Origin of the sequence: Pseudomonas frederiksbergensis (assembly GCF_001874645.1) — a bacterium.
Taxonomy (GTDB): Bacteria; Pseudomonadota; Gammaproteobacteria; order Pseudomonadales; family Pseudomonadaceae; genus Aquipseudomonas; species Aquipseudomonas frederiksbergensis_B.
In genome coordinates this window covers 5,236,665-5,258,963 of record NZ_CP017886.1, presented here as the reverse complement: position 1 = coordinate 5,258,963, position 22,299 = coordinate 5,236,665, and the positions used below count along the sequence as shown (strand labels likewise).

Here is a 22,299-nt window from a genome sequence, read left to right as displayed (position 1 = left end):
TGAAGCTCCTTGCGGTTGAGTGGATCGAAATCAATGAACGGTGCCGCGTTTCTGTTCTTGCAGCAGCAGGACCTCGTCGCACTTGGGGCAGAACTCATGCTCGCCATCGAGGTAGCCGTGCACCGGGCAGATGGAGAACGTCGGGGTCACAGTCAGGTATGGCAGACGGAAGCGCCCAAGGGCTTTGCGCACCAGTTGCTTGCAGGCTTCGGTCGAGGAAATCCGCTCGGCCATGTACAGATGCAAGACGGTGCCGCCGGTGTATTTGCATTGCAGTTCGTCTTGCAGCTCCAGGGCTTCGAAGGGGTCATCGGTGTAGCCCACCGGCAGTTGCGAGGAGTTGGTGTAATACGGCGCCAGCGGGCTACCGGCCTGGAGAATGTCGGGGTAGCGCTTGAGGTCTTCCTTGGCGAAGCGATAGGTAGTGCCTTCCGCCGGTGTCGCTTCCAGGTTGTAGAGATGACCGGTTTCTTCCTGAAAACGCAGCAACGTGGCACGCACATGGTCCAGCAGATTCAGGGCAAACTGCCGGCCCTGCTCGGTGTGCATACCCTGCTCGTCGCCAGTGAAATTGCGCAGCATTTCATGCAGGCCGTTGAGGCCGATGGTGGAAAAATGGTTGCGCAAGGTGCCCAGGTAACGCTTGGTGTAAGGGTACAAACCGGCGTCCATGTGGTGCTGAATGACCTTGCGCTTGACCTCCAGACTCTCCATCGCCAGTTCCATCAGCGTGTCCAGACGCTTCAGCAAACCGCTGGTATCGCCCTTGAACACATAGCCCAGGCGCGCGCAGTTGATCGTCACCACGCCGAGCGATCCGGTCTGTTCCGCCGAGCCGAACAAGCCGCCACCACGCTTGAGCAACTCACGCACATCCAGTTGCAACCGGCAGCACATCGAACGCACCTGATTGGGTTGCAGATCCGAATTGAGGAAGTTCTGGAAATACGGCAGGCCGTAACGCGCCGTCATCTCGAACAAGCGGTCGGCGTTTTCACTGTCCCAGGGAAAGTCATGGGTGATGTTGTAGGTCGGGATCGGAAAGGTGAACACCCGCCCTTTCGCATCGCCGGCCTGCATCACCTCGATATAGGCGCGGTTGAGCACATCCATCTCGACTTGCAGGTCGCCATAGGCAAACGGCATTTCCTCACCGCCGATGACAGGTATCTGCTCACGCAGATCCTGCGGGCACACCCAGTCAAAGGTCAGGTTGGTGAAAGGCGTTTGGGTGCCCCAGCGCGAGGGAACGTTGAGGTTGTAGATGAACTCCTGGATCGCCTGACGCACCTCCTGAAAACTCAGTTGGTCCTTGCGCACATAAGGCGCCAGATAAGTATCGAACGAGCTGAAGGCCTGCGCGCCGGCCCATTCGTTTTGCAGGGTGCCGAGGAAATTCACCATCTGCCCCAGGGCACTGCTCAAGTGCTTCGGCGGACCGGCTTCGACCCGCCCGGGGACACCATTAAGGCCCTCGTGCAACAAGGTGCGCAACGACCAGCCAGCGCAGTAACCCGCCAGCATGTCCAGGTCGTGCACATGCAAATCCGCCTCGCGGTGAGCCTGACCGATGGCCTCGCTGTACACCTCGTCCAGCCAGTAGTTGGCCGTGACCTTGCCCGACACGTTCAGCACCAACCCGCCCAGGGAGTAGCCCTGATTGGCGTTGGCTTGAACTCGCCAGTCTTCACGGTCCAGGTATTCGTTCATCGAGGTCGCCACTTCGACCAGGGTCCGGCGGTCGCGACGCAAACGCCCGTGCTGTTCGCGGTAGACGATGTAAGCGCGCATGGCGAGGAAATAACCGGCGTCCATCAACACTCTTTCGACACGGTCCTGGATTTGCTCGACATGCAGCCTCGGCAACCCTTCCAACCGGGTCAGCACTGCCTTGAGCAAACCTTCAACCTCAACCTCGGCGTACTCCCCGGTGGCCTTGCCGGCGGCGATCAACGCTTGACGGATTTTGTCGGCATCGAAGGCGACCAGATTGCCGTCGCGCTTGTGCAAACGGTTACATCCCACTGAGATCAGCGTGCTCTGCATTCGGCCTCCAAATACTACATATAGATTTTTACAAAGTAAAAAACACAACATGCAGTGAAGACTACGGACAAAGTGCCGATGTGCAATTGATCGATATCAAGATTGCGCGGCGAAAAAAAACCGCCAGAGGCGGCTTAAGGATTTCTGGCTTTGCACATTCCCTCGTAGCAGCTGCCGAGCTTTGCGAGGCTGCGTTCGGCTGCGAAGCAGTCGTAAAATCAGGCACTGCGGTATTACAGATAAACCGCGATGATCTGATTTGCGACTGCTTCGCAGCCGAACGCAGGCTCGCGGGCTCGCCAGCTGCTACGGAACGCGTCGTTGCCTTAACATCCAGGATCAACCACCGCTCATGTTCATGAACCGTACGATCTGCACCTCCCCTTGCGCGGTGAAATCGTGACGCAATGGCTTGCCGCGCAAGGCTTTTTGCACCGCCTCGATCAGCGGTTGATCATCCAGCGGATACCGCCGCAGCAAACCGCGCAAATCCAGTGCGTCGTCTTGCCCCAGACAGAGCAACAGCTTCCCTTCAACGGTCATTCGCACCCGGTTGCAGCTGCCACAGAAGCTGTGACTGTTGGGTGAAATGAAACCGATCCGGGTATCGGGATGGCGTTCCAGGCGCACGTAGCGCGCCGGTCCGCCGCTGTTTTCGGTACTGTCGAGCAACCGATGATGACTGGCGATCAGCGCCCGCACTTCGTCGCTGGAACAAAACGACTCGCCCCGTGAACGGCCAACATCGCCCAAGGGCATTTCTTCGATAAAACTGATGTCGATGTGTTGATCGATGGCGTATTGCACCAACGCCGGGACTTCATCGAAATTGCGTCCTTTCATCACCACACAGTTGAGTTTTATCCGCTCAAACCCCGCGCCCCGCGCCGCTTCAATGCCGCCCAGCACCTGATCGAGATCACCATTACGGGTGATCGCACGAAACTTTTGCCCGTCCAGGCTATCGAGGCTGATGTTCATCCGCTTGACCCCTGCCTCCGCCAACGGCCGGGCCAAACGGCCCAGTTGCGAGCCATTGCTGGTCATCACCAGCTCGCGCAAACCGGGTAAGGCGGCGATGTTGCGACACAGTCCGACAATGCCGGGACGGATCAGCGGTTCGCCGCCGGTGAGGCGGATTTTGCGTACACCCAGGCCGACGAACAGCGTCGCAAGGCGCTGCAATTCTTCCAGCGTCAGGACCTGCTGACGCGGCAGGAAGGTCATGTTTTTCGCCATGCAATACACACAGCGAAAATCACAACGGTCCGTCACCGACATCCGCAGATAGTCGATCTGCCGCCCAAAACCATCCTGCATGACAGCGTTCATCACATCTCCCCGTTTGGCCCAATGCTCACTGCACCAGCGGTGAGTCGGCGCCCTGCAAGTGGATACCGCGAATATCCGCCGCGCCAATCAGGGTTTGCAGGTATTGCACCAGGGCTTTTTGCCAGACGCCTTGCTGCAACTGCGTGCGGATCGCCGTCGACACCACTTCATAGGGCAACGGCATGCCTTCGATCCGCTGATCGACACTGACCACATGCCAGCCGTAACGGCTTTCCAGCGGTTTGCTGGCCAACCCCGGTGCCAGGGTGAACAACTGACGTTCCAGCTCGGGCACGGTTTGGCCCTTGCTGATCTGCCCCAGAGAACCGCCTTGAGCCTTCGACGGACAAGCCGAGTATTTCACTGCCAGCTCGGCGAAACTGCCGGGCAAATCCGCCAGCCGCTGCAGCAGGATTTCGGCCTGGACATGCGCAAGGGCACGGGCCTCGGCATCATCCGGTGCACACTCAAGCAGGATGTGCCGCACCGCCAGCAACGGCGCGCTGTGAAAGCGCCCGCGATTGTTTTCGTAGTAACGAAGACTGGTTTGCTCGTCACACTGAGGCACCTGCACCTCACGTTCGAGCAACAATCGAGTGGCCGCTTCTTCTTCGTTCTCACCGGCGCCGATTTCCATCGACACGCCGAGCTCGGCAATGCGTTGCTGCAACAACTCGCGGATCACCAGCGCCCGGGCGGCCAGATAGACCGCCTCTTCGCGGCTTTCCGCCGGGTGATATTGCAGCTCTAGCGCCATCGCTTCCGGGGTGATCGACACCTCGTTGACACTGATGATCGGCCACTCCTGTTCGCTACTGGCGATCAACTGCGCCGGGGCGTCATTGACCGCTGGCTCAACCGGCAGTGCGTCAAACTGCACCGCCCCGGCCGGCGCTATGTCGACTACCTCAGGCTCCGCTTTCTTGGAAGAACCGCAGCCACCGCTGCCCCCGTTACCGCCGCCACATCCACATCCACCTGACATGATTGTCTCCTCAGAATTTCTGCCGAACGATTTGATAGCGACGCCCCAAGTACCAGACCGGTGCACTGATCATGTGTACGAGACGGGTGAAGGGGAACAGCACGAACAAGGTCAAACCGAGAAACACATGCAGCTTGTAGGTCAGCCCGACCGGGGCAATGGACGCCGCTGCTTCCATCGGCCGCAGCAGCACAGTGTTCTGCGCCCAATCGGCGAGCATCACCATCACCGAGCCGTCCATGTGTTCGGTGGACGCGACGATTGTCAGCAGGCCGAGCAGCAACTGCGCCAGCAGCACCAGCAGAATCAGGATGTCAGAAGGGCTGGAAGTAGCGCGAACCCGAGGGTCAGTCAGTCGCCGTTTGATCAGCATCAGCAGACCCACCAGGCAAAGCAGGCCGAAGATCCCGCCGGAGACCATCGCCAGCAACTGCTTGTTCTCAGTGCTGATCACATGGTGGTAAACCGACGCCGGGGTCAGCAGGCCGACGAAGTGCCCGGCCAGCACAAACAACACACCGATATGGAAGAAGTTGCTCGCCACGCGCATGCCGCGCTGGTTGAGCATCTGGCTGGAGCCCGCCTTCCAGGTGTACTGCGACAGATCGAAGCGTGCCCAACTGCCAATCAGGCAAATCGCCAGGGCGACATAGGGATAGATCCCGAACAACAACAGATTCCATTTAGACATTGCCTACCTCCCCGGCTGGCACGGCGGCCAGCCCTTCATGCTGAAAATCCACCCAGTGCAACGGCACCGCGCTTTCCTCGCGGGCCTTGCCCGGTGCGCTTGGCAGCGAACTGCAACGGTCCTGCTGTTCGGCCTGGAGAAAGTCCACGGCCTCCTCTTCCCAGATCTTGTCGAGGGCTTCGAGGGAGTCGTCGCGAGGTTCCGCGGCGACCTGTGCGCGAAGGTCGGCCACCGCCTGATGGGGCTCGGCTCCGGCAATTTGCAGCAGCGCCCGGAAGCAACTGGCATACGCGCTTTCACGCTCCTCCAGACGCGCCGCGAGCAAGGCCAGCAAGTGCGAAACATCCGCCAGGCCCTCACGGGCCTCGATCTCTTCGCGAGTGGAAAGGAACTCCAGGTACAGCGGGATATAGTCCGGCAGCTCCTTGACGCCGATGGCAAAACCGGCGGCTTCGTACTGCGCCATCATGTCGACCATGGCCTGGCCACGGTCGCGGGATTCGCCGTGCACGTGCTCGAACAACAATAGCGACAGCGAGCGCCCCCGGCCGAACAGCGCACCGTAGTGCTCCTGCCCGTCCATCAGGTCATTGGCGCAGATCAGTTCCAGCAACTCGAACAATGCGCCGCGCTGCTTCGGGCTGATTTCCCGGGACTGGATAATCGCTTGCTCCAGTTCGTCGCGCCCGCCTGTCAGCATCTCGGTCGGGTAGTCGAGCAGCAGCGAAATCACTTTGAGAATTTGCATGCTCATTCCTCCCACAACTGCACGGTTTTGAGGATGTCGCGGCGGTTGGCTTTCTTCGCACCAAACATGTTGGTGTCGGAGCTGCCACTGCAACCGCTGCCAAAACTGAAGCCGCACCCGGAGCGCTCGGCGAAGGCGTCGCTCATGGCGTCTTCACGGTGGGCGCTCGGGACCACGAAGCGGTCTTCATAGTTGGCAATCGCCAGGTAGCGATACATCTCCTCGACCTGGGCCACGCTCAAGCCGACATCCTTGAGCACTTGCAAGTCCTGGACACCATCGACTTGCTCGGAACGTTTGTAGGCGCGCATCGCCAGCAAACGTTTCAGTGCACGCTTGACCGGTTTTTCATCGCCTGCGGTCAGCAGGTTGGCCAGGTATTTCAGTGGAATGCGCAGGCTGTCGACATCCGGGATCACCCCGTTCATGCCCACGGTGCCGGCGGTTGCGGCGTTCTGGATCGGCGACAGCGGCGGTACATACCAAACCATCGGCAAGGTGCGGTATTCCGGGTGCAGTGGCAGCGCGAGTTTCCAGTCCACGGCCATTTTGTAGACCGGCGAGCGCTGCGCAGAATCGATCACCGACTGCGGTACACCATCGGCCAAGGCCTGACGGATTACCGCCGGGTCGTTCGGATCGAGGAAGATCTCCAATTGTTTCTCGTACAGATCCTGCTCATTGGCGGTGCTCGCCACTTCGCTGATACGGTCGGCGTCATACAGCAGCACACCGAGATAACGAATACGCCCGACGCAGGTTTCGGCGCACACGGTCGGCATCCCGGCTTCGATACGCGGGTAGCAGAAGATGCACTTCTCGGACTTGCCGCTTTTCCAGTTGAAATAGATCTTCTTATACGGGCAGCCGCTGATGCACATGCGCCAGCCACGGCATTTTTCCTGGTCGATCAGGACGATGCCGTCCTCTTCGCGCTTGTAGATCGCGCCGCTCGGGCACGACGCCGCGCACGTCGGGTTGAGGCAGTGCTCGCACAGGCGCGGCAGATACATCATGAAGGTGTTTTCGTACTCGCCGTAAATGTCCGCCTGGATCTTGTCGAAGTTTTTGTCCTTGCGCCGCTTGGCGAATTCGGTGCCGAGAATTTCCTCCCAGTTCGGGCCCCACTCGATTTTCTCCATGCGTTTGCCGGAGATCAGCGAACGCGGGCGCGCCGTTGGCTGGTGTTCGCCCAGCGGTGCGGTGTGCAGGTGCTGGTAATCGAAATCGAACGGTTCGTAATAGTCGTCCAGGCTCGGCAGGTCCGGGTTGGCGAAAATGTTTGCCAGCACGCGGAATTTACCGCCGATGCGCGGGTTGATCGTGCCGTTGGCATTGCGAATCCAGCCGCCCTTCCACTTGTCCTGGTTTTCCCATTCCTTCGGATAGCCGATGCCCGGTTTCGATTCAACATTGTTGAACCAGGCATATTCCATGCCTTCGCGGCTGGTCCAGACGTTTTTGCAGGTGATCGAACAGGTGTGGCAACCGATGCATTTGTCCAGGTTCAGAACCATGCCGATTTGTGAGCGAATCTTCATCTCAGTTCTCCTCGATATCGGTCGGCAGCGGACGCGGCAGGTCATCGCCGGACGAACCATCGAGCCAGTCGACTTTGGACATTTTGCGCACCACGACAAACTCATCGCGGTTGCAACCGACGGTGCCGTAATAGTTGAAACCGTAGGCTTGCTGGGCGTAGCCACCGATCATGTGGGTCGGCTTGAGCACGACACGGGTCACTGAGTTGTGGTGGCCGCCACGGGTCTTGGTGGTTTCGGAACCGGGCACGTTCACGATCCGTTCCTGGGCGTGGTACATCATCACCATGCCGTCCTTGACCCGCTGGCTGACCACCGCCCGGGCGGTCAGCGCACCATTGACGTTGAAGCACTCGATCCAGTCGTTGTCCTCGATACCGGCGCTTTTCGCGTCGTTCTCCGAGAGCCAGACAATCGGCCCGCCACGGCTGAGGGTCAGCATCAGCAGGTTGTCGCTGTAGGTACTGTGGATGCCCCATTTCTGGTGCGGGGTGATCCAGTTCAGGACGATTTCGATCTCGCCGTTGCTGCGTTTGCCTTTCACCCCTTCAATGGTGCGGGTGTTGACCGGCGGCCGGTAACTCATCAGTTGTTCGCCGAACGCCTGCATCCACGGGTGATCCTGGTAGAACTGCTGGCGGCCGGTGATGGTGCGCCATGGGATCGCCTCGTGAACGTTGGTGTAGCCGGCGTTGTAGCTGACGTGATCGTCTTCGAGACCCGACCAGGTCGGGCTGGAAATGATCTTGCGCGGCTGGGCTTGAATGTCGCGAAAACGAATCGCCTCGTGGGCCTTGGACAGCGCCAGGTGGCTGTGGTCGATGCCGGTGAATTCCGACAGCGCGGCCCAGGCCTTCACGGCGACCTGGCCATTGGTTTCCGGCGCCAGGGACAGAATCACTTCAGCGGCGTCGATGGCCGTGTCGATTTTCGGCCGACCGTGGCTGATGCCAGCATCGCCTTCGTGGTGGTTCAGCTCACCGAGGAATTTCACTTCGTCTTCAGTGTTCCAGTTGATGCCCTTGCCGCCGTTGCCGTGTTTTTCCAGCAATGGCCCGAGCGACGAGAACTGTTTGTAGATGTTCGGATAATCACGCTCGACCACATGCAGGTTCGGTGCATTTTTACCCGGCACCGGAGCCACACCGTCGCTTTTCCAGTCGGTGCCGCCAAACGGCTGAGCCAGTTCGCCGACGCTGTCGTGCATCAGCGGAATGGTCACCAGGTCCTTTTCAACGCCCAGATGCCCTTCGGACATGCTGGAAAACGCCTTGGCGATGCCTTTGTAGATTTCCCAGTCGGAACGCGATTCCCACGCCGGGTCGATGGCAGCCGACAACGGGTGAATGAACGGGTGCATGTCCGAGGTGTTCATGTCGTCTTTTTCGTACCAGGTCGCGGTCGGCAAGACGATGTCGGAATAGACGCAGGTCGACGACATGCGGAAGTCCAGCGTGGTGACCAGATCGAGCTTGCCGATGGCGCCCTCGTCCACCCATTCGGCTTCTTCGGGTTTGCAGTCGCCGACCTGGCCGATGTCTTCGTTCATCACGCCGTTTTTGGTGCCGAGCAGGTACTTGAGCATGTACTCGTGACCCTTGCCCGAGGAGCCCAGCAGGTTGGAACGCCAGATGAACATGTTGCGCGGGAAGTTCACCGGGCTGTCCGGCTGTTCGCAGGAGAAGCGCAGCGAACCGTCCTGCAGCGATTTGACCACGTAGTCTTTCGGGTCCATGCCGGCGGCGGCAGCATCGCGGCAGATGTGCAGCGGGTTGGTGTTGAGTTGTGGTGCGCTGGGCAGCCAGCCGGCCCGTTCGGCGCGGATGTTGTAGTCCAGGGCATGTTCGGGAAACTGTGATTTATCGGCCAATGGCGAGAGCACGTCGTGCATGCTCATTTTCTCGTGGCGCCATTGCGAACTGTGGGCGTAGAAGAAACTGGTGCCGTTCATTTGCCGTGGCGGACGGTTCCAGTCCAGGCCGAACGCCAGGGGCAACCAACCGCATTGTGGACGGAGTTTTTCCTGGCCGACGTAGTGCGCCCAACCGCCACCGGTCTGACCGACACACCCGCAGAGCATGAGCATGTTGATCAGCCCGCGGTAGTTCATGTCCATGTGATACCAGTGGTTCATCGCCGCGCCGACGATGATCATCGAGCGGCCCTTGGTCTTGTCGGCGTTGTCGGCAAACTCACGGGCGATCTGAATGGCTTTTTCACGGCTGACGCCGGTGATTTTCTCCTGCCAGGCCGGGGTACCCGGCACCGAGGCATCGTCGTAATCCTTGGCCACGTTGGCGCCGCCCAGACCACGATCAATCGCCAGGTTAGCCGCCGACAAGTCGAACACGGTGGCCACTTTCGCGACGCTACCGTCCGCCAGCACCACGTTATGCACCGGCACGCGGCGGTATTGCACGGCATCGCCAGCGACGTGCTGGAAGTGCTCGTGGGACTCGCCGGCAAAATACGGGAACGCCACTTCGGCAACATCATCGCCGATCAGACTCAGCTTCAAATCGATCTCACGCCCCTCGCCGCCTTCACGGGCAAGGATGTTCCACTTGCCCTTCTCGCCCCAGCGATAGCCGATGGAGCCTTGGGGAGAGACCAGTTCACCGCTGACATCCAGGGCGATGGTTTTCCATTCCGGGTTGTTTTCCTGGCCGAGGTTGTCGGTCAGGTCACTGGCACGCAGGAAGCGGTCCGGCTGGTAGCCGGCACCCGGTGCCACATCGACCATTTGCTTGAGCAGCACCAGCACCGGCAAATCGGTGAAGCGCTTGGCGTATTCGGTGAAATAGGCGCTCGGTTTGTCCAGGTGGAATTCTTTGAAGATCACATGATTGAACGCTTGGGCCAGCGCCGCATCGGTGCCTTGTTTAGGGTTCAGCCACAGGTCCGTGAGCTTGGCGACTTCCGAGTAATCCGGGGTGATCGCGACAGTCTTGGTGCCCTTGTAACGGACTTCGGTGAAGAAGTGCGCGTCCGGGGTCCGGGTCTGCGGAACGTTGGAACCCCAGGCAATGATGTAGTTGGAGTTGTACCAGTCGGCCGATTCCGGCACGTCGGTCTGCTCGCCCCACACCATCGGCGAGGCTGGCGGCAAATCGCAGTACCAGTCGTAGAAACTCAGGCACGCGCCGCCGATCAGCGACAGGTAACGCGAGCCGGCGGCGTAGCTGACCATCGACATGGCTGGGATCGGCGAGAAGCCGACGATGCGGTCGGGGCCATATTGCTTGATGGTGTAGACGTTGGCTGCGGCAATGATCTCGTTGACTTCCTCCCAGTTGGAGCGAATGAAGCCACCCATGCCGCGTTTGCTTTTATAGGAGTCGGCCTTGACCTTGTCCTCGACAATGCTGGCCCAGGCTTCGACCGGCGCCAGGGTCTGCCGCGCGTCGCGCCAGAGCTTGAGCAACGGCTTGCGGATTTTCGGGTACTTGAGCCGGTTGGCGCTGTAGATGTACCAGCTGTAACTGGCGCCACGCGGGCAACCACGGGGTTCATGGTTGGGCAGATCGTTACGGGTGCGCGGGTAGTCAGTTTGCTGGGTTTCCCAGGTGATCAGGCCGTTCTTGACGTAGATTTTCCACGAGCAAGATCCGGTGCAGTTCACCCCGTGGGTGGAGCGCACGATCTTGTCGTACTGCCAGCGCGAACGGTAGACGTTCTCCCAGTCGCGAGACTCTTTACGAGTCTCTCCGTGGCCGTCGGAAAACTCGTTTTGCTTGCGATTGAAAAACCGCAATTGGTCCAGTAAATGACTCACGGTGTACACCTCTCAGGCTTGCTGCGGGGTTCTGTGCCCCGCCCACGCAATGGTTGGATTCGGGTCGTCTCAGCAGGGTGTCGCGGCGCCTTTGCGCGCGTACCACCACCAGGTCACGACGATGCAGCTCAGGTAAAAGCCGACGAACATGTAGAAGGCCATCTCCGGGCCGCCGGTCTGGGCCATCGAAGTGCCGAAGGATTTGGGAATGAAGAACGCACCAAAGGCGCCCATGGCCGAACTGAAGCCCAGGACGGCGGCCGATTCTTTGCCGGCATCCTTGAGTGCTTGTTCGCGCACGGCGGCTGGTTTTCCGGCAGCGGATTTTTCATGCAGGGTGCGGAAGATCACCGGGATCATGCGGAAGGTGGAGCCGTTGCCCACGCCGGTGGTGATGAACAGCAGCATGAACATGCCGAGGAAGCCGTAGAAGTTGCCGCCCGAACCGTTCTGGGGCAAAAAGTGCAGCACACCGAAGACCATCAGGATCATCAGCACGAAGTTCCACAAGGTCACTTTCGCACCGCCAAGCTTGTCCGCCAGCCAACCGCCCAATGGGCGCACCAGTGCACCTACCAATGGGCCGAGGAAGGCGAATTTCAAGGCAATGACGTCCGGGAAGGAGGTCTTGATCAGCAGCGGAAACGCCGCGGAAAAGCCGATGAACGAGCCGAAGGTCGCCAGGTACAACCAGCACATCAGCCAGTTGTGCTTGCGTTTGAAGATCACCGCCTGCTCGCTGAACGACGCGCGGGCACTGGACAGGTCATTCATGCCAAACCAGGCCAGCACCGTCACCAACACAATGAACGGCACCCAGATGAAACCGGCGTTTTGCAACCACAACTGACCACCGTCGGCCAGCACTTGCGGCTTACCGCCCATGAAGCCGAACACGCCGAAGGTAATCACCAGCGGCACACAGAACTGCATCACCGAAACGCCCAGGTTACCCAGCCCGGCATTCAGGCCCAGGGCTGTGCCCTGCTGGGACTTGGGATAGAAGAAGCTGATGTTGGACATGCTCGAGGCGAAGTTGCCGCCACCAAAACCGCAGAGCAAGGCGATCAACACGAACACGCTGTACGAGGTGCTCGGGTCTTGCACCGCGAAGCCCATCCAGATCGACGGCAACAACAGTGACGCTGTGCTCACGGCGGTCCAGCGCCGGCCGCCGAAGATCGGCACCATGAACGAATAGAAGACCCGCAAGGTCGCACCGGAGAGCCCCGGCAACGCCGCCAGCCAGAACAACTGGTCGGTGGTGAAGCTGAAGCCGATGGCGTTCAACCGCACGATCACCGTGCTCCAGACCATCCACACCGCAAAGGCCAACAACAGCGCGGGAATGGAGATCCACAGGTTACGGGTGGCGGTCTGTTTGCCGCTACTTCCCCAGAACGCGGGGTCCTCGGGGCGCCAGTCATGAATGACCGGGCCTTTGTCAGGCTTTTGCAGAACGGACATGTTCTTCTCCTTGGGCAATGCTGGAAAACGGGGACGAGGTCGCTGGCGGCTGTTTGCCCAGCAACGGGCGCTTGCGTATTTCGCTGAAGTACATCCAGGTGAGGGAGACCCAGACCACGCCGTACATCAACATGAAGCAGGAAGAGCGCACGCCGGTGAGGTCCACCAGGGCGCCGAACAGGATCGGCAGCACGAAGCCGCCCAGACCGCCCGCGAGGCCGACGATGCCGGACACCGCGCCCATGTTTTGCGGGTAGTCATTGGCGATGTACTTGAAGACCGAGGCTTTGCCGAACGCGAAGGCAATGCCCATGACGAACAGCAGCACGGTGAACAGCGCGGGATTCAGACCGATGTGGAAATCCAATGGGCCGTTGAGGGTCTGCACTTGCAGTTGGGTCTGGGGATACGAGAGCAGGAACAGGCAGATCCAGCTGACCCATAGCACCCACCAGGTCACGCTTTGCGCGCCCCAGCGATCCGACATCCAGCCGCCGACGGCACGCAACACGCCACCGGGCAGAGAAAAACAGGCCGCCAGCAACGCGGCGCTTTGCAGGCTGAAACCGTATTCCTGCACGTAGTACTTGGTCATCCACAATGCGAGGGCTACATAGCCGCCGAAGACGATCGAGTAGTACTGGCAGTAGCGCCACACCGCCGGGTCCTTCAGCGAGTTCAATTGCTCACGAAGGCTGGCGCCGGTAGCACTGCGGTGGTCCTTGTTTTCGGCACTGAGGAACCAGAACAACAACGCGGTAATAAAGAGGATGGCGCTAAAGACTTTCGGTACCAGCTGCCAACTGCCGGCAGCAATCAGTGCCGGGGCGAGAAACTTGGTCACTGCGGACCCCGCATTACCGGCGCCGAAGATGCCCATCGCGAAGCCCTGATTCTCCTTGTCGAACCATTTGGCGACGTAGGCAATCCCCACTGAAAACGAGCCACCGGCCAGGCCGACGAACAAGCCCAGCACCAGGAACTGCCAGTAGGCGGTGGCGTGGCTAATCAGGTACAGCGGTGTCACGCAGGTCAGCATCAGCAGGAAGAACACGCTGCGTCCGCCAAAGCGGTCAGCCAGCAGGCCCAGCGGTAAACGCACCAGCGAGCCGGTCAGCACCGGGGTTGCGGCCAACAGGCCGAACTGGGTTTCGTTGAGCTGGAGCAGTTCCTTGATCGGCACCCCGAGCACGGCAAACATCATCCAGACCATGAAACACACGGTGAAGGCCAGCGTGCTCATGCCCAACACCAAGCCTTGTCGTACACGCGGTGGGGTCACAATGCTCTCCAGTCAGTTAGCCATGGCGGCAGACTAGAGAGGCCAACCCCGCAAAAACTTGATCCATGTCAACGAAGCCCAAGGGGGTGTAGGCCTATGCTTGTGCCGTCTACCTCTAAGGAGGTAGCTCATGGACACCTTGAAAACCTTTATTTATCAGCCTCTTAAGGTTTTCCAGCCATACCATTGCTGACAAGGAGCCGGCGACAACTCTTTAGAGGTAGCGCACCCGGGACTGGATGCAAAACCGCATTCCGGGGCGCCTCATGCTCAGTCTTCGTGCCTTTCCCCAGGATCTGCGCTAATGATGCGCTGGTTGCGCAGCTCCCTGCCCGCTCGCGCCGGGCTGGCGGTGATTCTCATCGCCATACTCGCCCTCGCCAGTTCATTGAGCGCCGGTTTGATCGCCTGGTTCAGCCAGGGCGATGCAGCCGCCATCAACACCGCCGGGTCGGTGCGCATGGAGACTTACCACCTGAGCTGGAAACTGGCCGCAGGCGCCCCCCGCGAAGAAATCGTCGCCATCACCGACAGCCTGCAAACCCGCCTCAATAGCCATTCCCTTAAAGCGGTGCTGGAAGATGGCCCGACCACCGATCTACAAATCAGCTATGGGCAAATCCAGCAACAGTGGAACGAGGATTTGCACCCGGCACTTGAACGCGGCGATGCAGCCTCATTTCAGGCCATGGCCCTGCCATTCGTTGAACAACTGAACCAGTTCGTCAATTTGTTGCAGAGCCAAAGCGAACAGAAGCAAGGCTGGCAACAGATGATTCAGGGACTGGCCCTGTTCACCACCCTGTTCGTCCTGCTGATTGGGTTATACGAATTGCAGTACGGCGTCGTCACGCCCTTGAAAGAGTTGGTAGACGCCACCCAGCGCTTTCGTCGCGGCGATTTCAAGGTGCGGGTCAACCATCAGTCCCAGGACGAACTGGGCCAGTTGGCCATGAGCTTCAACGCCATGGCCGAGACCATCGAAGAGTCGCATCGCACGCTGGAGAGTCAGGTCCAGCAAAAAACCCTGAACCTGCAACAAGCAAACGCCGCCCTCGAACTGCTGTATCAAAGCAGCCGAAGCCTGGCCACGCGCCTGGCCAATGCCGAAGGGCTGGATGAATTGATCCGGCGCTTCCAGCAACGCCTGCCCGGCTTGCGTCTGTCGCTGTGTCTACAAGGTCACTTGCAGGCGCCGGCCCAGCAATTGCTCGCCCTGCATGGCGAAAACAGCCGGGATGTCTGCGCCAGCAGCGATTGCTCCACCTGCCAGAAACACCACAAAACCAGCACGCAAACCTTCAGCATCAGCAACCAGGGCAGCGAACTGGGTGAGCTCAAGGCTCATTTTGTAGACGGGCACCCAACGCAAGCCTGGGAAACCCAGTTGATCCAGGCCCTGGCCAACCTGATTGGCACTTCGCTCTCACTCAAACGCCAACGGGAACAGGATCATCGCCTGCTGCTGCTCGAAGAGCGCACGATCATCGCCCGCGAACTGCACGACTCACTGGCCCAGGCCCTGTCCTACATGAAGCTGCAAGTCAGCCGCATGCAGACCCTGCTGCGCCGTGGCGAACCGGTCGAAACCCTGGAAACCGTCACCGCCGAGTTGCGTGAAGGGCTGAACAATGCCTATCGCCAGTTACGCGAACTGCTGACCACCTTCCGCTTGCAGATTCACGATGCGGGCCTGGTGCAGGAGCTCAAGGACACCGCAGAAGAGTTCTCCCGTCGCGGGGAGTTCCAGGTGCACCTGCACGTCGACGCGTTGGCCTTTCAGCTCTCGGCCAGCGAGCAGATCCACATTTTGCAGATTACCCGCGAGGCGCTCTCCAACTGTCTGCGCCACGCCCATGCGCAAAACGCCTGGCTGCAACTACGCCAGGACGGCGAAACCGTCAGACTCATCGTCGAAGACGACGGGCGTGGATTCAGCGGCAACGTCGACCAGCGCGAACACCACGGTCTGAACATCATGGATGAACGCGCGCGCAGCTTGCGCGGCCAGCTGCAGATATTTTCCAGGGAGCCGCAAGGCACCCGCGTCCAACTGGAATTCCAACCGGAGTTTCTCGGACAGCACACAGAAGGTAGCGTCACATGAACCCATCCCTGCAACACACCATCCTGTTGGTCGACGACCATCCGATGATGCGTCACGGCATCCGCCAGATGCTTGAGCTCGAAGATGATTTCGAGATCGTCGGCGAAGCCGGCAACGGCGAAGAAGCACTCGGCCTGATCGAGCCGCTGCAACCGGATCTGGTGTTGCTTGATAACAACATGCCGCAGATGAATGGCATTGAAACCCTGCGCCGGTTACGGGCGATGCACTACACCGGCAAGGTGTTGCTATTCACCGTGTCGGACGCTGAAGACGATATTCGCGACGCACTGCGCCTGGATGCCGATGGCTATCTGCTCAAGGACATGGAGCCCGAACTGTTGATTCAGTACATCCGTGATGCCCTGAACGGCGCACTGGTGATCAGCCCGGGGCTGACCCAGGTCATGGCGCAGGCACTGCGCGCTCCTGCACGCCAGCCCGTGGTGGAACTGACCGAGCGTGAGCGTCAAGTGTTGAAAACCATCGCCAGCGGTTTCAGCAACAAGGTCATCGGGCACAAGCTGGGCATCACCGAAGGGACGGTCAAGGTTCACGTCAAGAACCTGCTGCACAAACTCGGCTTGCGCTCGCGGGTCGAGGCGGCGGTGTGGGCCATGGAGCATCTGCGCAGTGCGGGCTGACGGCATGCCTCTTCCGAGGTAGGCCTGCAGAGGCATAGGTCATCCGGCTCGCGCTCACTACTATGACCGTTAGCGGAGGTACCCCATGCTGACCCACCCTTCAATTGTTTTAACATTGCGCCGTCATCACCTGTTCAGCCAACTGCCGGAGAAGGTCTTCGAGGAAGTCTGCGGCCTGGCCATGCTCAAGCGCCTGCCGTGTCACAGCACGCTCATGCATCAAGGGGATCCGGCCAAACGCTTTTTTCTGCTGGTTAGCGGCCAGATCAAGTTGTACCGGCTCACCGGCGAAGGCCAGGAAAACCTGGTGGAGATCATTCAGCCCGGCCAGACCTTTGCCGAAGCCTTGCTGTTCAGCCAGGCCCGGTGCTACCCGGTGAGCGCCACGGCGTTGAAGGACAGCGTGCTGGTGAGTATCGAGGGCAACCACTACCGCGGCGCCCTCGAAGACCAGCCGAAGGTTTGCCTGGCCATCCTCGCGAGCATGAGCGTTCACCTGCACCTGCGTCTGCGGGACATCGACACCCTGACCATGGCCAGTGCGAGCCGTCGGGTGATCAACTTTCTATTCCAGGAGCGTCACCCGGTCAGCGGTGTGATTGTGCTGCAGGTATCCAAACGTCTGGTGGCCTCGAAGCTGGGGATTCAACCGGAAACCTTCTCGCGGATTTTGCACCGCCTGGTGGACAGCGGCCTGATCGCCATGGAACGACGCACTATCAGCATCCTCGCCGAACAGGATCTCGCAGCGTTCCAATAAGCGGAATTGACCGCAATCAAGGCGCAATACCACCTACCTTGCACACTGGAGGAGCCCATCAATGGAGAGTGTCAATGTCCCCTTCAACCTTGCCTTTGGTTTACTCCTGCTCCGGCTGCTCCAACGTGGCCCAACTGGCCAATACCCTGGCCGTGCGGCTGGATCGCAGCGGTCTGGCTGAAATGTCCTGCATCGTCGGGGTCGGCGGCCACGTGGCGGCACTGGTCAACAAGGCACGCTCGGGACGGCGGATCTTCGCGCTCGACGGCTGCGCGCTGCAATGCGTTGAAAACTGCCTGAAACAGCATGGCTTGCATGCTGATGTGCACCTGATTCTCAGCCATTACGGGCTGCGCAAACGATACGGCGAGGACTGTACGCAGGCGCAGAGTGATGAGTTGTTTGAAGGGATCAAGCAGTTGATTGGCAAGGGGGATCTTCAGGAGGAGCAGCAAGCTGTTTATGCCGCTTCGCCAATGGCCTGAGTCTGGCATTAGCGCTTTGGCAGCCGCCAAAAGATCGCAGCCTACGGCAGCTCCTACAAGGGAATTCGTTCGACGTAGGCTGCGATCTTTTGACGTTAATGGCTACCCCGCCGCCAACCCCTTCCCTGCCCGCTCCAGATTACGCCACAGCCAGACAGGCAAGACGTCGGGGTCGAGGCTGTCGATCAGGTTCTTCAGTGCCAGCCCCAGTTCGGTATCGCCCTCGATGACCAGGCGTCTGCGAAAAAACAGCGTGTCCGGATCTTCCTGGCGGCTGGCCAGGAGCAGAAACTCTCGCCAGTTACCGCTGATGGTCACCTGCGCCGTGGCCTGCTCGGCAATCCGCAAGCCCTCACGGCTGAGCGTCAGGTACCAGGACAAGCGCAGATCCGGAATTCGCAGGCACAGCCAACGCCCGCGCAGCACGTCGAACTCACCCTCGCGCAACGGCTCGGCGAGGCAGCGATTCAGCGCCTGCTGCAACGCCAGGCGCTGCACCACAAACGGCACCCGGCGTACCAGCGGCAGCAACCGGTCGGCACCTTTCAACAGCCATTTTTTTCGGTTCAACACAGGCCGATCTCCTCGACGCGCAGCATGCCGGCCTGACCATGCCAGTAGCCATTGCAACCTTCGACAAACAGCGGCGGTGTCTCGCCCAGTCGAACCCGTTGATAGGCAGCAATCACCTCGGCCATGCCTTGAGCGCGAGGGCTCAAGCGCAACAGATCGGCACCGCAGGCCACCAGCCCGGAATAATCAGCCAACAGATTGGTCACCTCGGCCGACATCGTTTGAATACCGTTGAGGGTAAACAAGGGTTGTCCTTCCTGGCTGGTCAGCGCCAGGCCGTCGGGGTAGTTGATACAGCAAAACTGGCAGTCGTCTTTGGGCCGGTTCTCCGCCCGGGCTGTAAAGCAGCGAGCGGAATAGGCCAGCGGCAAATGCCCATAGGCGAAGATTTCCACTTCCGGCACCTCACGACCGAGTTCGCGCACTTGCTCGATCACATCGCCAATCAGCGCCGCCGAACACTCCACCGGCGGCACCCAGCGGGTCATTCCGCAGTCCAGCAATTGCGCCAGCGTGTGGCCGTTGTACAGATTGAGTGCGGGACCTGCGACGAAAGGCAATTTGCGCTCAGCCAGGAACTGCACCGCGCCCATGTCGTTGGCCTCCACCAGCAATTGGCCGTTGTCGCAGAGCCGGCGCAAGCTGGAGAGTTCGGACGCGGCTTCGATCAGCGTCAGGCTGGAGATCACCAACTGTGCCTGGCTGCACGCCTGTAACTCGCGTCCCAGCCCCAGCCACTGATCCAATGAAAATGCCCGGCGTTTCGAACACACGGTTTCCCCCAGATAAATCACGTCCAGGGGCAACGCCGACATCTCGGCGTAGAAGTTGCTGAGTTGCTCTTTGTCCCAGTAAAACAGGACCGGTCCCAGGCTGAGCTTCATGTTCCGTCCCTCATTGCCATGATCGATGATAAGCACCCAGGGTGGTCTGGCTGCCTTCGGACAAGCCGGCCAGAACCTGACGCCATTCCTCCTTGACCCGAAAACTGCCTGGGGAACCACGATGGGCATCCAGTGCCGCCCGCCAGACGCGGGTGACTTGTTCGACATAGGCCGGACTGCGTTGGCGACCCTCGATTTTTACTGCTTCGACACCGATGGCCGTCAGTTCCGGGAGCAAGTCCAGGGTATCGAGGCTGGTGGGTTCCTCCAGCGCATGAAAGCGTTTGCCATCGACCAGAAAGCGGCCTTTGCACAAGGTTGGGTAACCGGCCGGTTCGTCAGGGGTGTAGCGGTCGATCAGGACGTCACTGAGGCGCGCGCTCAAGCCTTCGGCGTCTTCGGTCCAGCGCACGGCCTTGGCCGGCGAACAGACACCGCACAGGTTCGGCGACTCGCCGGTAATGTAGGAGGACAGATGGCAACGCCCTTCAGCCATAATGCACAAGCTGCCGAAGCCAAAGACTTCGATGGGCACCGGGCTGCTCGCAGCAACCTGGCGGACCTGCGCCAACGACAACACCCGTGGCAGCACGGCGCGACGAATACCGTAGCGCTGCGCATAAAACTCCAGCGCCGCGGCGTGGGTCGCCGAGCCCTGGACAGACAGGTGTAACGCCAGTTGCGGGTGACGCTGACTGGCATAGTTGAGCACCCCGGGATCGGCGGCGATCAGCGCATCCACGCCGAAATCGGCGGCACGATCCACTGCCCGTTGCCAGCGTTCCCAGCCGTTGGGTTGCGGGTAGGTGTTGACCGCAACGTAGAGTTTGCGTTGATGCTGGCGGATGTGGGCGACCGCTGCGTCGAACTGCTTGTCGTCCATGTTCAGCCCCGCGAAATGCCGGGCATTGGTGTCATCGCGAAAGCCGACATAGACGGCATCGGCGCCTTGGCGCACTGCCGCTTTAAGCGCAGGCAGATTCCCTGCCGGGCAGACCAGTTGCATGGGTAATCCTCATGAAAAAATGCGTCTCGACCGTCGTTTGATGCCCGTGACGCGAGGGTCCGGGCCGATCGAAAAATGCGCTGCCAGTCTAGCGAGACCGGCAGGCACGGCCTTGATGGCAATCAATTGCGATCAATGCATCAGGTCGGCGAAGGACAGGAACATCACGTTGTCGTGCTTGAGCACTTGCTGCTCGCACTCGATCACCGCCAACCCGTCGGCCCAACACGCAGCGGTCAACATCGCCGAGCTTTGCTGAGGGTGCAGTTCCACGCTCAATTGGCCGTCAGTGCCAGGGGTCAGCCTTGCCCGCAGGTACTGCCGACGCTTGTTACGCTGCAACCAGTCGAACCCGGCCGGGATGGCCAATGGCACCGGCAGCACGTCAGTCACGCCCTGGGCCCTGAGCAGGAACGGACGCACCACCACCAACGCGGTAATCAGCGCCGCCGAAGGATTGCCCGGCATGCCGATCCAGGGTTTGCCGGCGACTTCGCCAAAAGCCAGCGGTTTACCGGGCTGAATGGCCAGCCGCCAGAAATCCACGCTGCCCAATTCCTCGATCGCCTGCTTGAGGTGGTCCTCCTCGCCGACCGACACGCCACCGGAACTCAGCAGCAGGTCGCATTCCGAAGACGCCAGGCTCAAGGCATGCCGGCTGGCCGCCAACTCATCGGCCATGACGCCATAGTCGTGTACCTCGACGCCCCAACCGCGCAACAGCGCAGCCAGGCAATAGCGATTGCTGTTGTAAATCTGCCCCGGCGCCAAGGGATCACCCGGCTCGCGCAGCTCATTACCGCTGCTGAGCAAGCACACCTGCAACGGCCGATAAACCTCGACCCGCGCTACGCCAGCGCCGGCGAGCAACCCCAGTTCTTGTGCGCGCAAGCGCTTGCCGGCCTTGAGCAACAGCTGCCCCCGGCGAACTTCCTCGCCCTCCTTGCGCACATGATCGCCATCGCGCACAGACGGGAACCAGACGTGCTCGCCTTCGATTCGGCATTGCTCTTGTGGCACCACCGTATCGGCACCCGGTGGCAATGGCGCGCCGGTAAATATCTGCACCGCCTGATGCGCGAGCAAGGGTGAGCACGCCTGATCCCCCGCCGCAATTCGCCCGCCAATCGGCAAATATCCACCCTCCGATGACAGGTCAGCTGCCCTGAGGGCATAACCGTCCATGGCGCTGTTGTCCCAGGCCGGCAGGTTCACCGGGGAATGAATGTCCGTCGCCAGAACCCAGCCCAAGGCCTGATCCAGACCGATCATTTGCGTCAGGGGGGTGGCGGTGCCTGATCCAACAGACGGTGGATGGCCTCGTCCACGGGCATCAGGTTGCCGAGGTCGCACACCCGACCGGTCATGAGCGCGTCTCGCAGGCGTCGATGCCCCGCTGCGCTTGCGGCTTCAAATGCGGAGCAAAATTGCACGGGCCGGTGCGACTGTCCAGTTGCTCCAGCAGGATCATGTTCCAGGCCGTTCGGCAGGCCCCCGGCGAGCCCGGAACGCAACACACCAGCACACCGTTGCTCATCCCGGCCAATGCCCGTGACTGCAAACTGGACATGCCGATTTCTGCCAGGGACACCTGCCGGAACAGTTCGCCGAAGCCTTCCACATGCTTGTCGAGCAGTGGCAGGACCGCTTGCGGCGTGTTGTCGCGAGCGGTGAAACCGGTGCCGCCGGTCATCAGTACAACCTGCACCTTGGGGTCGGCGATCCACCGCGAGACGGTTGCGCGGATCTGATAAATGTCGTCCTTGACCAGATCACGATCGATCAACACATGCCCGGACGTTTGCAGCAGATCGGTCAGGGTCTGCCCCGAGGTATCGGTGTCAAAGGTCCGCGTATCGCTGATGGTCAGCACGGCGATGTTCAGAGGTTCAAACGTGCGTTGCGCCAAATGGGCCATATCCAAGCCTTCCCGTAGATGAGGGTTTGGCCAAGCCTGAACCGGAATCCAGACC

General features: G+C 60.3%; 17 protein-coding genes and 1 pseudogene. 4 read left to right on the top strand and 14 right to left on the bottom strand.

Going from position 1 to position 22,299, the window contains the following annotated elements:
* Positions 1–30 precede the first annotated feature (30 nt).
* From BLL42_RS25305 to BLL42_RS25265, 9 genes are all read right to left on the bottom strand, one after another.
* On the bottom strand, positions 31–2,046 hold the full coding sequence (locus BLL42_RS25305) for a ribonucleoside triphosphate reductase (protein ID WP_071555235.1): 2,016 nt from the start codon (positions 2,044–2,046) through the stop codon (positions 31–33).
* A 339-nt stretch (positions 2,047–2,385) separates the two neighbouring features.
* Positions 2,386–3,378, bottom strand: a complete 993-nt coding sequence (gene moaA, locus BLL42_RS25300) for a GTP 3',8-cyclase MoaA (protein WP_071555233.1) — start codon at positions 3,376–3,378, stop codon at positions 2,386–2,388.
* A gap of 25 nt (positions 3,379–3,403) precedes the next feature.
* Complete coding sequence (locus BLL42_RS25295) at positions 3,404–4,363, bottom strand: peptidylprolyl isomerase (protein WP_071555231.1); 960 nt, start codon at positions 4,361–4,363, stop codon at positions 3,404–3,406.
* A gap of 10 nt (positions 4,364–4,373) precedes the next feature.
* Positions 4,374–5,054, bottom strand: coding sequence for a respiratory nitrate reductase subunit gamma (gene narI / locus BLL42_RS25290; RefSeq protein ID WP_071555229.1), 681 nt, complete (start codon positions 5,052–5,054; stop codon positions 4,374–4,376).
* Positions 5,047–5,802 carry a nitrate reductase molybdenum cofactor assembly chaperone gene (gene narJ / locus BLL42_RS25285; protein WP_071555227.1) on the bottom strand — a complete coding sequence of 252 codons (756 nt, stop codon included), beginning with the start codon at positions 5,800–5,802 and terminating at the stop codon, positions 5,047–5,049. The genes narI and narJ overlap by 8 nt, the downstream gene beginning before the upstream one ends.
* Positions 5,803–5,804: 2 nt before the next feature.
* Positions 5,805–7,343 carry a nitrate reductase subunit beta gene (gene narH / locus BLL42_RS25280; protein ID WP_038982852.1) on the bottom strand — a complete coding sequence of 513 codons (1,539 nt, stop codon included), beginning with the start codon at positions 7,341–7,343 and terminating at the stop codon, positions 5,805–5,807.
* A gap of 1 nt (position 7,344) precedes the next feature.
* Positions 7,345–11,118, bottom strand: a complete 3,774-nt coding sequence (locus BLL42_RS25275; protein WP_071555853.1) for a nitrate reductase subunit alpha — start codon at positions 11,116–11,118, stop codon at positions 7,345–7,347.
* A gap of 69 nt (positions 11,119–11,187) precedes the next feature.
* Positions 11,188–12,585: a NarK family nitrate/nitrite MFS transporter gene (locus BLL42_RS25270; protein ID WP_071555225.1), complete on the bottom strand. Its 1,398-nt coding sequence runs from the start codon at positions 12,583–12,585 to the stop codon at positions 11,188–11,190.
* Positions 12,563–13,867 (bottom strand): MFS transporter, encoded by a 1,305-nt coding sequence (locus tag BLL42_RS25265; RefSeq protein ID WP_071555223.1) that lies wholly within the window; start codon positions 13,865–13,867, stop codon positions 12,563–12,565. The genes BLL42_RS25270 and BLL42_RS25265 overlap by 23 nt, the downstream gene beginning before the upstream one ends.
* Positions 13,868–14,171: 304 nt before the next feature.
* Between BLL42_RS25265 and BLL42_RS25260 the strand changes: the two genes are divergently transcribed.
* The 4 genes from BLL42_RS25260 (at position 14,172) to BLL42_RS25245 (ending at position 17,863) form a co-directional block, all read left to right on the top strand.
* A complete protein-coding gene (locus BLL42_RS25260; protein WP_071555221.1) occupies positions 14,172–15,974 on the top strand; it encodes a HAMP domain-containing protein in 1,803 nt (600 codons plus the stop codon).
* The gene (gene narL, locus BLL42_RS25255; RefSeq protein ID WP_071555219.1) at positions 15,971–16,618 is read left to right on the top strand and encodes a two-component system response regulator NarL; all 648 of its coding nucleotides are present in this window, start codon (positions 15,971–15,973) and stop codon (positions 16,616–16,618) included. Before BLL42_RS25260 ends, narL begins: the two co-directional genes overlap by 4 nt.
* Before the next feature lie 85 nt (positions 16,619–16,703).
* Positions 16,704–17,378, top strand: a complete 675-nt coding sequence (locus tag BLL42_RS25250) for a Crp/Fnr family transcriptional regulator (protein ID WP_071555217.1) — start codon at positions 16,704–16,706, stop codon at positions 17,376–17,378.
* Positions 17,379–17,452: 74 nt separating this feature from the next.
* On the top strand, positions 17,453–17,863 hold the full coding sequence (locus BLL42_RS25245; protein WP_071555215.1) for a putative zinc-binding protein: 411 nt from the start codon (positions 17,453–17,455) through the stop codon (positions 17,861–17,863).
* Between the two features lie 102 nt (positions 17,864–17,965).
* Here the strand turns inward: BLL42_RS25245 and ubiT are convergent, their stop codons facing one another.
* From ubiT to moaB, 5 genes and pseudogenes are all read right to left on the bottom strand, one after another.
* The gene (ubiT, locus tag BLL42_RS25240; protein WP_071555213.1) at positions 17,966–18,436 is read right to left on the bottom strand and encodes a ubiquinone anaerobic biosynthesis accessory factor UbiT; all 471 of its coding nucleotides are present in this window, start codon (positions 18,434–18,436) and stop codon (positions 17,966–17,968) included.
* Positions 18,430–19,320, bottom strand: coding sequence for a U32 family peptidase (locus tag BLL42_RS25235; RefSeq protein WP_071555211.1), 891 nt, complete (start codon positions 19,318–19,320; stop codon positions 18,430–18,432). The genes ubiT and BLL42_RS25235 overlap by 7 nt, the downstream gene beginning before the upstream one ends.
* A 10-nt stretch (positions 19,321–19,330) precedes the next feature.
* Positions 19,331–20,326: a ubiquinone anaerobic biosynthesis protein UbiU gene (gene ubiU, locus BLL42_RS25230; protein WP_071555209.1), complete on the bottom strand. Its 996-nt coding sequence runs from the start codon at positions 20,324–20,326 to the stop codon at positions 19,331–19,333.
* Positions 20,327–20,458: 132 nt separating this feature from the next.
* Positions 20,459–21,693 (bottom strand): annotated as a pseudogene (locus tag BLL42_RS25225) (molybdopterin molybdotransferase MoeA).
* Positions 21,690–22,244 (bottom strand): molybdenum cofactor biosynthesis protein B, encoded by a 555-nt coding sequence (gene moaB, locus BLL42_RS25220; RefSeq protein WP_071555207.1) that lies wholly within the window; start codon positions 22,242–22,244, stop codon positions 21,690–21,692. The pseudogene BLL42_RS25225 and the gene moaB overlap by 4 nt, the downstream one beginning before the upstream one ends.
* Between the last annotated feature and the right edge of the window lie 55 nt (positions 22,245–22,299).

What these genes read in the sequence shown, in the direction of transcription:
- narL (WP_071555219.1), top strand. Translation starts at nt 15,971, where the DNA reads ATGAACCCATCCCTGCAACACACCATCCTGTTGGTCGACGACCATCCG.
- narJ (WP_071555227.1), bottom strand. Translation starts at nt 5,802, where the DNA reads ATGCAAATTCTCAAAGTGATTTCGCTGCTGCTCGACTACCCGACCGAG.
- BLL42_RS25270 (WP_071555225.1), bottom strand. Translation starts at nt 12,585, where the DNA reads ATGTCCGTTCTGCAAAAGCCTGACAAAGGCCCGGTCATTCATGACTGG.
- BLL42_RS25260 (WP_071555221.1), top strand. Translation starts at nt 14,172, where the DNA reads ATGATGCGCTGGTTGCGCAGCTCCCTGCCCGCTCGCGCCGGGCTGGCG.
- moaB (WP_071555207.1), bottom strand. Translation starts at nt 22,244, where the DNA reads ATGGCCCATTTGGCGCAACGCACGTTTGAACCTCTGAACATCGCCGTG.
- narH (WP_038982852.1), bottom strand. Translation starts at nt 7,343, where the DNA reads ATGAAGATTCGCTCACAAATCGGCATGGTTCTGAACCTGGACAAATGC.
- BLL42_RS25245 (WP_071555215.1), top strand. Translation starts at nt 17,453, where the DNA reads ATGTCCCCTTCAACCTTGCCTTTGGTTTACTCCTGCTCCGGCTGCTCC.
- BLL42_RS25250 (WP_071555217.1), top strand. Translation starts at nt 16,704, where the DNA reads ATGCTGACCCACCCTTCAATTGTTTTAACATTGCGCCGTCATCACCTG.
- narI (WP_071555229.1), bottom strand. Translation starts at nt 5,054, where the DNA reads ATGTCTAAATGGAATCTGTTGTTGTTCGGGATCTATCCCTATGTCGCC.
- moaA (WP_071555233.1), bottom strand. Translation starts at nt 3,378, where the DNA reads ATGAACGCTGTCATGCAGGATGGTTTTGGGCGGCAGATCGACTATCTG.
- BLL42_RS25295 (WP_071555231.1), bottom strand. Translation starts at nt 4,363, where the DNA reads ATGTCAGGTGGATGTGGATGTGGCGGCGGTAACGGGGGCAGCGGTGGC.
- BLL42_RS25305 (WP_071555235.1), bottom strand. Translation starts at nt 2,046, where the DNA reads ATGCAGAGCACGCTGATCTCAGTGGGATGTAACCGTTTGCACAAGCGC.
- ubiU (WP_071555209.1), bottom strand. Translation starts at nt 20,326, where the DNA reads ATGCAACTGGTCTGCCCGGCAGGGAATCTGCCTGCGCTTAAAGCGGCA.
- BLL42_RS25235 (WP_071555211.1), bottom strand. Translation starts at nt 19,320, where the DNA reads ATGAAGCTCAGCCTGGGACCGGTCCTGTTTTACTGGGACAAAGAGCAA.